Raw genomic sequence first — 12,244 nt, 5'->3', positions numbered from 1 at the left:
TTTTCCGAAAGGAGAGGGAGCTATGAAAGTAAAAGCATCCGTTGGGAAAAGATGCGAGTACTGTAAGATTATAAGAAGAAAAGGTAGAGTTTACGTTATTTGCAAAGTAAACCCAAAACACAACCAGAGACAGGGTTAAGATAGTGGAAAATCTTTTGAGGAGGGAGATTAATGGCTCGTATCGTTGGTGTTGAAATACCGAGCAACAAGAAAGTACATATTGCTCTTAGATACATATACGGAATTGGACCAACCAGAGCACTCGAAATCTGTAAACACACAGGTGTAGATCCAGAAAAAAGAGTTAAGGACCTCACAGAAGATGAAATCAGCAAGATTTCGTCGTTTATTCAGCAGAACTACAAGGTCGAAGGTGAATTAAGAACAGAAGTCATGAGAAATATCAAAAGGCTCATAGATATCGGGTGTTACCGCGGCTTAAGGCACAAACTGGGGCTTCCAGTGAGAGGTCAGAGGACCAGGTCAAATGCAAGGACACGCAAAGGTCCGAGACCAAGTAGGATTAAGAAAAAGGGTAAATAAGTAAAGACTTGACCGGTTAGGTTATTCAAGATATTTCTGAGGACTGAGAGAACCGAAGGAGGGAAAGCTAAATGGCGAAAGGTCGAACAAGAGCGAAAGCTAAGAAAAAGGTAACCGTTGACCACGGTGTAGTCCACATCAAATCCACGTACAATAACACAATAGTCACATTGACGGACCCAAATGGAAATGTGTTAAGCTGGGGCAGTGGAGGAACGGCAGGTTTTGAAGGAACAAGGAAAGGAACACCTTACGCGGCACAACTTGCAGCAGACAAGGTTGCAAAAGAAGCTGTTAAAATGGGAATCAAAAGGGTAGATGTAATCGTTAAAGGACCTGGTGCAGGTAGAGAAACAGCTATAAGAACACTTCAAGCGGCAGGACTGGAAATTGAAAACATAAAAGATGCTACACCAATTCCATTTAACGGATGCAGACCACCGAAAAGAAGAAGAGTATAATCAGCTCAATTTGGTGTCTAAGTGATAAGGAGGGAAAATAATGGCACGATATACAGGTGCTCTTTGCAGGCTGTGTAGAAGAGAAGGAATGAAGCTCTATTTGAAAGGCGAAAGATGTTTCAGCGAAAAGTGTCCTTTCGATAAAAGACCATTCGCACCCGGACAGCACGGTAGGGAGAAGAAAAAATTAACGCAATACGGTTTGCAATTGAGAGCTAAACAGACGATGAAGAGAATATACGGAGTTCTTGAAAAACAGTTCAGGATTTACTACGAAAGGGCAGCAAAGCAATCGGGCGATACCCGTGAAAACTTGGTTGCTCAGGTCGAAAGAAGACTTGATAACGTGGTATATAGACTTGGATTTGCCATCAATAGACGAACTGCAAGGCAGCTCGTTTCCCATGGTCACATACTTGTGAACGGTAAGAAGGTTGACATACCATCTTACCAAGTAAGACCCGGTGATGCAATCTCAATAAAAGAAAGCAGCAGAGGAATTCAGCCGATAAAGCAAGCACTTGAACTTAACAAAGGTAGAGCAGTTGCTCCATGGCTTGAAGTCGATTACGACCAATTCACAGGAAAATACGTCAGGAATCCGAAACTTGAAGAAGTTACAGACCTTCCAGTCAATGTACAGGCTATCGTTGAATTCTACTCGAGGTGATGTTAATGCTTCAAACTTTTGGAAGAAAGTTCAAGCTCGAGGAGCAAGCGGTTTACGAAGACCACTACTATGCGAAATACTCAATGGCGCCGCTTGAAAAGGGCTATGCAGTTACGATAGGAAACACGTTGAGGAGAGTTTTGCTCTCTTCCATACCAAGCTTTGCAATTACGGATGTTAGATTTGTAAAGCCTGAAAAGTACCACGAGTTCGATACAATAGAAGGCGTTAAAGAAGACATAATGGATATCTTGTTGAATTTGAAAAAAGTTCAGTTGCGTGTAGAAGCGTACGTCGAATCTCCAGTTAAGCTGATAATCGAAAAGAAGGGTCCAGCTATATTAACGGCGAAAGATATTCAATGCCCAGCAGGCGTCGTGGTGGTAAATCCAAATCATTACATAGCCACGCTTAATGAAGATGCTGATATCGAAGTTGAGCTCTACGCAACGTTTGGTAAAGGTTTCGTTCCAGCGAGCGAAAGAAACGAAAGACCAGAGATAGGCTGGATTGTCATGGATGGTGTTTACAGTCCTGTTTTGAAAGTGAACTGGCTCGTTGAGAACGTACGTGTTGATAAAAGAACAGACTTTGAGAAATTGATACTTGAAATCTGGACGAAAAAGAGCATAAAGCCGGCCGAGGCATTGAAACATTCGCTAAAGATCATACTCGACCACTTCAATTTCATTGAGCAGAGCCTTAGCGACGTCGAAGAACTACCAATTCCAGCATATGAAGAAACATATTCTGTAGTTGAAGAAAGTGTATCGGCTGAAGATGTTGCATCGAAAAAGATAGAAGAGCTTGAGCTTTCAGCAAGGTCACTGAATTGTCTGAAAAGAGACAAAATAGAGACAATAGGCGACTTGCTCGAAAGAACTGAAGAGGACTTACTAAAAATCAAAAATTTTGGTGTGAAATCGCTTGACGAAGTGAAAGAAAAACTCAGAGAAAAATTCGGTCTTTCGCTAAGAAAGGGGGACAAATGAGATGAGACATCGAATGAAGAGGAACAAAATCAATAGATACGGTTCACACAGGGCTTCTCTCATGAGAAACCTTGCAAAAGAGATAATCGAACACGGAACAATCATGACGACGACGGTTAAGGCAAAGGTCGGGAAAACGTACATTGAAAAACTCATAACAAAAGCAGTAAAGGCTTACAAGATAAAAGATGAAAACAAGGCTGAAAGTGTTGCTCTCAGAAGACAGATATTCGCAGAACTTGGTGACAGAAGGCTCGTAAATAAACTTGTCGATGAAATAGCTCCTAAATACGCATCCAAAAACGGAGGATACACAAGGGTTATCAAAGTTGGCCAGAGAAGAGGCGACGGAGCAGAGCTTTCAGTCCTTCAACTTGTTGAAGAGTAATCCTGAGTCAAAAATGTGGAACTGATTATCTACACAAAGAGGGGGCGGAATGCCCCTTTTTAAAGTGATAAATAATAGAAAACAGTTTTTTGGTGAATCCAGGAGGTGCAAAGATGGAAGTCAAAGAAATCTCAAAAGATAAGAACGTTATAATAAGAGAGTACCTTTTTGGCAAAGAAGATATAATGAGACTCGAAGACAAAGCCGTGGCAGAGCTGAACAGGAAAAATTACCACATCGAAGGTTTCAGACCCGGAAGAGTTCCAAAAGAAGTATACAAACTTAGGTTAAAAGATGCATTCTATGAGATATACGTAGCGGATGAAGCGATTAAAGAGGTCGAAAAGGAGCTCGATAAAGAAGAATTCCAACTTCTTCTTCCCCCCGTAATTGCCGATGCCAATTTCACTGCAGAAGGTGGAAAAGTCGTTGTTGAACTTCATACGGAACCGGTAGTTAAATTCGACCCAACAAAGCTCAAACTAAGAAAGGCAAAGGAAGACGAGGTTCTTGATGGTTATGTTGACATGAGAATAAAATACGTGATAGAGGAAAACGCTGTTCTCGAACCAAAAGATGGCGAAGCAGAAGAAGGCGACTTGGTTAAGGTGAAAGAAACGGTTATGCTCGGGGAGAAGAAACTTAGGGATGCGGAAGAAAGAGAATACGTCTTGTTAAAGGATGACGAAAGAGAAGTTGTCAAACAGCTTTACGGAAAGAAAAAGGGTGATGTTGTTGAATTCGAAAGAGCATTCGAAAAGGGCGATGACAAAATCGTCTACAAATACGTCCTTGAAGTAGAAGAGGTATACAAGAGAATTCTCCCAGAATTCACCGATGAATTTGTAAAGTCTTTGGCAATTGAAAACATAGAAACAACAGAACAGCTCAAAGATAAGTTTAGAACAGAAGGTAAAGAGATATACGACAGAGAACTGGCAGAATCCTACCGTGCACAGATTATTGACCAAATTTCGGAAATTTCGGAAATTGAAATCAGCGAGAAGACAATCGAAAGGGCTGTCGAGAACATTATAGATAACCTGAAAGAAGATGGAAAATATGATTCCTACGTTCAAAATTACGGAAGCGAAGAAAAGCTTGTCGAAGAGTTGAAGAATTACTACCTGAATATGATAAAGAAAGACCTGGTAGTTAAAAAGATTGCGGAAGAAAACGATATAAAAGTTGATGCCGAAGATATAAAAACTTACGCTGAGAGAGTTTCGGTTGAATGGGGAGTAAGTCCGGATAGGGCTGAGGCGATAATCAAGAGCAGGCAGGATATAAGAAACGAAGTAGTTATGGAGATAGTAGAATCAAAGGTTGCAAAGATTCTTGCACAGCAGGCTCAGATAGAGGAAGTATCGTTTAAAGAACAGGAAAAGCAAAACGAAGAAACAAAGGAGCAAAGGGAATAAGCAACTTTTCGAAATGTTTAGGGAGATGAGAGTTTATGGAAATGGATAGAGAAATGAAAAAGATACTCGACCAGTACGTGCCGATAGTTATTGAAACAACAGGTAGATACGAGCGTGCGTACGATATTTACTCGAGGCTCTTAAAAGATAGGATTATCTTCCTTGGTAGTGCCATTGATGATCACGTCGCCAATCTTGTTGTTGCACAGCTGTTGTTCTTGGAGGCGGAGAACCCGGACAAAGATATACAGCTTTACATCAACTCACCGGGAGGTTTGGTGACGGCAGGACTCGCCATTTACGATACGATGCAGTACGTTAAATGCGACGTTGCAACGATATGTATTGGTCAAGCTGCCTCAATGGCTGCAGTGCTACTTGCCGCAGGTACAAAAGGCAAGAGATTTTCGCTGCCAAACAGCAGGATAATGATCCACCAGCCACTCGGTGGTGCGGAAGGAACCGCTAAGGATGTAGAGATACTCACGAAAGAACTTTTGAGGATTAAACACCTCCTAAACGAAATCCTTAGCAAGCACACTGGTCAACCGATAGAAAGGATAGAAAAAGATACAGACAGAGATTTCTTCATGAGTGCACAAGAAGCACAGGAATATGGTATAATAGATAGGGTCATCATGCCGGGAGAAAGATAATCAAGAGGCATTTTAAATAAGACAACTGAGTAGGGAGGAAGAGAGTATGTCGGGTCACAATAAGTGGGCAAATATTAAGCACAGGAAAGCCGCCCAGGATGCAAAGAGGTCGAAAATCTTCACAAAACTCATTAGGGAAATCATCGTTGCCGCAAGAGAAGGTGGCGGAAATCCAGAAACGAACCCAAGGTTGAGAGCTGTTCTTGAAAAAGCAAGAGAAGCGAACATGCCAAAAGATACAATTGAAAGATCTATTAAGAAAGGTACTGGAGAACTCGAAGGCGAAAAATACGAAGAAGTTATCTACGAAGCATACGCTCCTGGTGGAGTTGCGCTTTACATTCTCGCACTAACGGATAACAAGAACAGAACAGCGCAAGAATTGAGGCACATACTCAGCAAGAACGGTGGCTCACTTGCCGAAAGCGGTTCGGTCGCTTGGATTTTCGAAAGAAAGGGTGTCGTTGAAATACCTGCAGAAAAGATCGCCGATATGGATGAATTCACACTCTTGGCAATTGACGCAGGGGCGGAAGACATAGAGGAAGGCGATCCAGTGCTTGTCTACACATCTCCTGAGAACCTTACAACACTGAAGGAAAACCTTGCAAAGAACGGCTTTGAAGGTTCTGCAAAGATCACTTACAAACCAAAGAACTATGTAAAAGTAACAGGTTCAGATGCGGAGAAAGTTTTAAAACTTGTCGATGCACTTGAAGATAACGACGATGTACAGGAAGTTTTCGGAAACTTCGATATCGACGATGCCGAACTTGAAGCGATAATGGCAAAGTTGGAAGGCTAAGCAGTTTCGAATTGCATATTTTGTGATGACCCGATAGTAAAAAACATTGAGAATGGAGCTGAACACATTGAAACGTAGAGCTCCAATTGTAAGGAGTATCTTCTTGTTACTAGTTGCTATAATTCTCATTGCGGATACGTTTCTAATGGGAGAGACGCTCTTTTTTGGCGTCTCTCCATTTGATACTTCATTTAGATTAGTCGGACGCTACGATTTTTCATTTTGGAAATTTGTAGCTACGTTTAGTGCAAGTATCAAAGTCGAACAAAAAGTTGGGTTTGTAAGACTCATTCCTGATTTTTCCGATGTGTTTGAGTATTTTGAATTCAGAAATGAACCGTATAAAGTTACCTACTCAAACCTGAACAACGATATCCCATTCACAACATTTGCCAACCCCGCCAAAAAAAGCTGGAATGCAACTTGGGTTAACACAGGTTACTTTGCTGATGGCTACATCCACAAGAATGATTACTTCTCAATACTGAGCGATAAGACTAATATTAACGTGACGTTCAGGGTTTACGGTATGGATATCTTTTTCGAGAATTCGCAAGATGGATTTACAATCGGAGCAGGCAACAAAGTATACTTATTTGCTGGTGATAAGACCGGTGTGGGGCTTTTGTTAAATGACGAAAATTTTCTCATCTACGCACTTGCTTTTTACAAAGATGGTAATTTCTTGACAAAATCAGGTTTTACATTGAAAACTGATAATTTTGAGATCAATGTGCTGAATGATGTGATAGATGGAAGCAATGTCTTAACTGGGAAAGTTATTTTGAAGGTAGGTGAGATGTATGTCATTGGACGACTTCAAGGACAAGAAGTTCGCTTGGATTTCGAATTTCCAATCTGGTGAGATCCCAGAACTCCCATGGGATCAGTTCGAATGGTTTGTTGAAAAAGTAAAAGAGACGATGGGATTGGACCTTTCCGGTTACAAGCCGGAAAGGATGAAAAGACGCATTGAAATGCTTATAAGGAAGTACAATTGCAAGAGCTATAAAGAGTACTTCGAACTCATTTCAAAAGACAACAAGAAGAGGGACGAATTTCTTGACAAGCTCACGATTAACGTTACGGAGTTCTTCAGAAATCCGGAAAAATGGGAAGAATTAAAAAAGGTATTTTTACCTCAACTTCTTCAGGAGAGCGGCTCGAAGTTCCGGGCTTGGAGTGCGGGATGCTCTTCAGGTGAGGAACCATACTCACTGGCGATACTACTTGAGGAGCTGAAAGCTCCTCCAACAGCTAAGGTTTTAGCAACGGATATCGATATTGGCGTGCTTACAAGGGCGCAGATTGGTGAATACGAAGAACGTTCAATGGTTAGTACACCGCCGGAATACATCCAGAAATACTTCATCGTTCGAGATGGAAAGTACATTGTAAAACCAAATGTAAAAGCACGCGTTCAATTCAAACGGCACAATCTTCTCCAAGATCCATTTGAAAAAGGCTTCGACTTGATACTTTGTAGAAATGTTGTTATCTACTTTGAGATGGAAGCAAAAGAAGAGCTCTACAGAAAGTTTGCTGAAAGCCTACGCGTTGGCGGACTATTATTCGTGGGTAACACGGAGAGGATATTCAATTACAGAAACCTTGGACTTGAGGTTGCTTCTCCGTTTATTTACAAAAAGGTCAAATAGATTTTTGAAAGGGAGATCAAATGTTTTGGATAGTTCTTTCTCTCACGCTAGACCAAATCACAAAGCATCTGGCAACGTTGTATCTTCGGTTTGGTGAGATTAAAACCTTTCTCGGCTTTTTCCATTTCACTTACGCTACCAACCGAGGTATTGCATTTGGATTATTTCCCGGTGTAAAAGAGGCAGTCATCTACCTCACTTTGATTATCACCGTTATTGCCTCTCTGATACCATTGGTATTCAAAGTTAGCAAACTAACAGAGATGTTCATTGGATTCATCGTCGGTGGTGCATTAGGGAACTTAGTTGACCGTATACGGTACGGTTACGTTGTCGACTTTCTAACGTTCACCTACTGGCCCACCATAATAAACGTAGCCGATATCTTTATTACAATCGGTAGCATAGGTATAATGATCCAGATGATAATCGCCGAATCGAAAGCGAAGAATAAAGGTACGATTGAGAGCACAAAAGACCGGAGGGAAGAGAAGGGAATATATGAGAGAATATACGGGCGACTTCGAGGACATGGAGAATATGGAGGAACTGGAAGAACTGGACGAAATGGAGGAGCTACAGCCGGAGCCTCAGCAACTGGAGAAGATGGATATACAGGTAACAAGCAGGGAAGACGGTTGGCGGCTAGACAAATTCGTGATGGAGAAGACTCCAGACTGGATATCAAGAACGTTTATTCAGAAAGCGATAAAGAATGGCGAGGTTCTGGTGAATGGAACTTTGAAGAAGCCGAGCTACAAGGTGAAGTCTGGGGATACAATTACCTTGATGGTACCTCAGAAACCCCAGATTCCAGAAATTCTACCTGAGAATATACCGTTGGATATCATCTACGAGGACAGAGATATCCTTGTAATCAACAAACAGCCTGGCATCATAACCCATCCTATTCCGTCACATACTTCAGGGACCATCGTTAACGCGGTATTATACCACTGCAAAGACTTACAAGGTGTTGGCGGTGTACTACGCCCCGGAATCGTCCACAGGCTCGACAAAGACACAAGCGGTGTTATGGTAATAGCCAAGAATGATTTGGCCCACCAGTCTTTAACCAAACAATTCAAAGACAGAGTTACGGAAAAGCTATATGTTTGCCTTGTAAAAGGTGTGCCAGAGAAAAGTGAAGGGGATATAGACGTAAGCATCGCGCGAAATCCTGTACTGAGAGTTAAAATGACCGTGACACAAAGCAATTACGGGAAACCAGCACTCACATATTACAAGGTTGTGAGGAAGTTTGGGGATTTGGCCTCGTTGGTCTTTGCATGGCCAAAGACAGGAAGGACACACCAAATAAGAGTGCACATGAAGTACATCGGGCATCCATTAATGGGTGATGAAGTATATGGAAAGGCAAAGGAAGATGAGAAGTTCGACATTCATAGGCAGATGCTCCATGCATTAAGCCTGTCGTTCTACCATCCAAGAACAGGTGAACGAGTAAAATTCATTGCGAGATTGCCAGAAGATTTTGCGAGGGCGATCAAAAACATTCAGAAATTCATTGAAGACAGGTACTGACTCAAAAGTTTCGAACTTCTTCATTGTAGCGAGAGGTCACTATCGCAATCATATCTTTTAAATGCTTGTTGAATGCTTCAACTACCTTTGGATCAAACTGCTGACCTTTCATATCGTTCATATACTCCACAGCCTTTTCAACGGGCCAAGCTGGGCGATAACACCTGGCATGGGTTAACGCTTCAAATACATCGGCAACCTGTACGATCCGAGCTTCGATGGCAATCTCTTCGCCTTGCAATCCGTAGGGATAACCTGTTCCATCCCATCTTTCGTGGTGTTCTAAGGCAACAACAGCCCCTATTTCAAAAACATTTAAAGTTGAATCGCGCAATATCTCAAATCCTATCATGCTATGCTCTTTTATAACGGCAAACTCCTTATCGTTGAGTTTCTCAGGTTTGTTGAGTATGTAGTCTGGAACTCCAACTTTTCCGATATCGTGTAGAGCAGAAGCCTTCTTAATCAAATTCGCGTCACTCGAGTTGAATCCCAAGGCTTCTGCCAAATATCCAGAAAGCTCAGCGACACGATTTACATGGTCACCTGTTTCCTCAGATTTCGCTTCAACAACCTTTGAGAGCATTATGACAAACTCTTCCTCAACATCCGGATACCTCGTCGAAATAACTGACCTTTGAAGATTCTTCAAAAGACTTCTAACATAAGATATTTCGAGTGTATTTAACTCTTTCGATGAATATATGTTAAAAAGAATTCTATTTTCCTGCACTTTTGTTTGGAAATCATACCTATGTTCAAGAGGCTCGCTCTTGATGAATTTTGGTGGAAAAATACGCTCGTTGTTAACAAAGATCTCACCGTTCAATTTTATGTCCGGTCTTTTTAAAGACAAAAACGTTCGAACTTGGAAAAACGTATTTATGAGCAGTTCTTCCAAGCTCATTTCGGTTGCGTTCGCTGTTACGTTTTCTAACGTTACTATCGCACGCTCAAGCGAGACTATATCCTCATATGTCTTTAACATGGAGAGAACCGTGAGCTTCATTGAAAACGGCGAAAGATGATTCTTTTCAAGGTATGCATTCACATCATAATCTTTTGTTAATAAATCAGAGGGTATCTTCTCGGGATTTGCGGTCATAAGGATTATTCTGGTTCTTTTATCGTTATACGTATGTCTAATGTGATTTATAACTTGGATTCCAGAATCATCGCGCTCCATAACCAAATCGGTAATGACCAGTGCATACTTTTCAGGAACAAAAATCTTCCGGAAGTCTTCAAACCCATAGGCATGTTCTATATCTAAAACTTTACCATTCAGATAAATATCACTTAAAATAGCTGTAAGTTCTGAATGAACAGTTTTCGAATCGTCAACTATTAAAATCTTCGTTCTCTCCATCTCTAAGCCTCCAAGATTAATAATCTTTGAAGGAGTTTGAAAAAGTTAATTCTTGTTCATATCAGGTAAATTTTAGATTTACAAACTTATTATAACACAAAAATTCCTTAGACAAGAATATGGAAAGAAAAAAATTTCAAAAAATCTTGATAAAGTTGAACCTGTGTGGTAAAATAAACAAAGGATTTGGGATGTTTAGGTATCTAAAGTTCTGGGCGTAGTTCAGATGGCTAGAACGCCAGAATCGGGATCTGGTGGTCGTGGGTTCAAGTCCCACCGCCCAGACCAGGTGTTTTTAATAATTAGAAAGCGAAAGCCCGGGGATTCCCGGGCTTTCATTTATTCTTCTTGGGTTTTTATTTCCCTTCTTTTTGATATAGTTCCCTTACCATTGTTTCAATCAGAGAAATCCTTCCTGACAGTTTCTGCACCTCGTTGAAAAGTTGTGTCACGTATCCATATAGTTTGACAATATCAACATCCTGAGCGCTAACTTTGTCAGCAACGGTTTTCAATGACACCGAAATGTTGTCCATCTCTTCTTTTACCGGAATTATCATCTGCTCAACATCTTCAAGCGACGGTTTGGTACTCATGGTGTCGTATATCATATTAGCGTATTCCTCAAGTAGGGATATCCTGTCTTCAATATTCGAATTTCCCAGTGTCCCAACGACACTTTCCAGGTTCTCGATTCTAACGGTGAGCTCTTCAACGTCCGAGACGTTAGCCTTTGTGGATAGTGCATCATAGATGTTTACGATGTCTTGATCGTGCATGTCTAATCTAAGTGAGACCGTTTCGAGGGACTCCTGAAGTGGAAGGATATTCGCTATAGATTCTTCTATCGATGCTATTTCCTCAGTCAGTGTTGATGTGATGTCATATAGTTTTAAAATGTCAGAATCGTGTATATTTAGAGCAACTTGTAGGTCATCTAGTATAGGGCTCAATTCGTCAAAGACTTCGCTCTTTGTGGCATCTTTCATTTCCGTAAGTGATTTAATTGTGTCTTCAAGTAAGGACAGCTTTTCGGAAACCTCTCCGAGCAAATCGTAGATCTTCAGGATGTCGGAGTCATGGATATCCAAAGTAACTTCGATATCGGCGAGTTTTGTGTTCACTTCATCCAAGACGGTCGTCTTTACCTCCTCGACTGATTGTGCCGTAGCAACGTTAATGTATTCCGTTAACCGATTCTCCAAAGAATCCAAATTCGAAGAAATTTCGTAAATCATATCGCGCACTGCTGGAAGCCCCGTTTCGATGGTTGATTCCACGTTCAAAAGCTTTTGCTCGACCTCGGATAACCTGAGCTCGAGCTCACTGGAGAACATCTCGAAATCTTCGATGCTAAGCTTAGTTGAAATGAGCTCGTACAACATGTTGGTAAGCTCTTCCAGTTCTGAAATCTTTGCTGTTAGTTCTTCATCGATAGTTTGTAACTCTTTCTCTGCTATGGTTATATCCCTTGACTCAGCAACTTCACAGGCACACTCTTCACCCTCTTCGTGATGATGGCCGGAACTGGTTTCGGCAAACATCGGAAGTTGGATGATCACTAACATCATGAAAACCGCAATAATCGTGAATAACCTTTTCATCAGTATCCCCCCTTCCAAAGGTTGAAGAACAGGATGGTAATCAAAATCTATTATATAACGATTTGTTAAAAAAAGTTCCATAGAATTTTTAATTGTTATTCTGAACAAAAAACGGCGCTGATGCGCCGCGAA

General features: G+C 41.2%; 14 protein-coding genes, 1 tRNA gene and 1 pseudogene. 14 read left to right on the top strand and 2 right to left on the bottom strand.

What is annotated here, in order from left to right:
* Positions 1–22 precede the first annotated feature (22 nt).
* The 13 genes and pseudogenes from rpmJ (at position 23) to CBS1_RS04360 (ending at position 9,139) form a co-directional block, all read left to right on the top strand.
* Positions 23–139 (top strand): 50S ribosomal protein L36, encoded by a 117-nt coding sequence (gene rpmJ / locus CBS1_RS04420; RefSeq protein WP_064011003.1) that lies wholly within the window; start codon positions 23–25, stop codon positions 137–139.
* Between the two features lie 32 nt (positions 140–171).
* Positions 172–543, top strand: a complete 372-nt coding sequence (rpsM, locus tag CBS1_RS04415; RefSeq protein ID WP_033192005.1) for a 30S ribosomal protein S13 — start codon at positions 172–174, stop codon at positions 541–543.
* A 71-nt stretch (positions 544–614) separates the two neighbouring features.
* Positions 615–1,004, top strand: coding sequence for a 30S ribosomal protein S11 (rpsK, locus tag CBS1_RS04410; RefSeq protein WP_033192004.1), 390 nt, complete (start codon positions 615–617; stop codon positions 1,002–1,004).
* A 40-nt stretch (positions 1,005–1,044) separates the two neighbouring features.
* On the top strand, positions 1,045–1,674 hold the full coding sequence (rpsD, locus tag CBS1_RS04405; RefSeq protein ID WP_033192003.1) for a 30S ribosomal protein S4: 630 nt from the start codon (positions 1,045–1,047) through the stop codon (positions 1,672–1,674).
* 5 nt (positions 1,675–1,679) lie between these two features.
* Complete coding sequence (locus CBS1_RS04400; RefSeq protein WP_033192002.1) at positions 1,680–2,666, top strand: DNA-directed RNA polymerase subunit alpha; 987 nt, start codon at positions 1,680–1,682, stop codon at positions 2,664–2,666.
* 1 nt (position 2,667) lies between these two features.
* Complete coding sequence (rplQ, locus tag CBS1_RS04395; RefSeq protein WP_033192001.1) at positions 2,668–3,054, top strand: 50S ribosomal protein L17; 387 nt, start codon at positions 2,668–2,670, stop codon at positions 3,052–3,054.
* 113 nt (positions 3,055–3,167) lie between these two features.
* On the top strand, positions 3,168–4,475 hold the full coding sequence (locus tag CBS1_RS04390) for a trigger factor (protein WP_033192000.1): 1,308 nt from the start codon (positions 3,168–3,170) through the stop codon (positions 4,473–4,475).
* 41 nt (positions 4,476–4,516) lie between these two features.
* Positions 4,517–5,131, top strand: coding sequence for an ATP-dependent Clp endopeptidase proteolytic subunit ClpP (gene clpP, locus CBS1_RS04385; protein ID WP_033192684.1), 615 nt, complete (start codon positions 4,517–4,519; stop codon positions 5,129–5,131).
* A 46-nt stretch (positions 5,132–5,177) separates the two neighbouring features.
* Complete coding sequence (locus CBS1_RS04380) at positions 5,178–5,936, top strand: YebC/PmpR family DNA-binding transcriptional regulator (RefSeq protein WP_033191999.1); 759 nt, start codon at positions 5,178–5,180, stop codon at positions 5,934–5,936.
* A 67-nt stretch (positions 5,937–6,003) separates the two neighbouring features.
* On the top strand, positions 6,004–6,801 hold the full coding sequence (locus CBS1_RS04375) for a hypothetical protein (RefSeq protein ID WP_062946236.1): 798 nt from the start codon (positions 6,004–6,006) through the stop codon (positions 6,799–6,801).
* Entirely contained in the window at positions 6,740–7,594 is an 855-nt protein-coding gene (locus CBS1_RS04370) for a CheR family methyltransferase (protein ID WP_033191997.1), read from the top strand. The genes CBS1_RS04375 and CBS1_RS04370 overlap by 62 nt, the downstream gene beginning before the upstream one ends.
* Positions 7,595–7,614: 20 nt before the next feature.
* Positions 7,615–8,034, top strand: a pseudogene (gene lspA / locus CBS1_RS10635) (signal peptidase II); the annotation flags it as partial.
* Positions 8,035–8,200: 166 nt separating this feature from the next.
* Positions 8,201–9,139 (top strand): RluA family pseudouridine synthase, encoded by a 939-nt coding sequence (locus CBS1_RS04360; RefSeq protein ID WP_033191996.1) that lies wholly within the window; start codon positions 8,201–8,203, stop codon positions 9,137–9,139.
* 1 nt (position 9,140) lies between these two features.
* Here the strand turns inward: CBS1_RS04360 and CBS1_RS04355 are convergent, their stop codons facing one another.
* Positions 9,141–10,508 carry a response regulator gene (locus CBS1_RS04355; RefSeq protein WP_033191995.1) on the bottom strand — a complete coding sequence of 456 codons (1,368 nt, stop codon included), beginning with the start codon at positions 10,506–10,508 and terminating at the stop codon, positions 9,141–9,143.
* Positions 10,509–10,719: 211 nt separating this feature from the next.
* Here CBS1_RS04355 and CBS1_RS04350 point away from each other — a divergent pair.
* A tRNA-Pro gene (locus CBS1_RS04350) sits at positions 10,720–10,796 on the top strand.
* Between the two features lie 68 nt (positions 10,797–10,864).
* Here the strand turns inward: CBS1_RS04350 and CBS1_RS04345 are convergent.
* Positions 10,865–12,112: a coiled-coil domain-containing protein gene (locus CBS1_RS04345; RefSeq protein WP_033191994.1), complete on the bottom strand. Its 1,248-nt coding sequence runs from the start codon at positions 12,110–12,112 to the stop codon at positions 10,865–10,867.
* Positions 12,113–12,244: the final 132 nt, after the last annotated feature.

Origin of the sequence: Fervidobacterium changbaicum (assembly GCF_004117075.1) — a bacterium.
Taxonomy (GTDB): domain Bacteria; phylum Thermotogota; class Thermotogae; order Thermotogales; family Fervidobacteriaceae; genus Fervidobacterium; species Fervidobacterium islandicum.
This window is presented reverse-complemented; position numbering and strand designations above follow the sequence as displayed.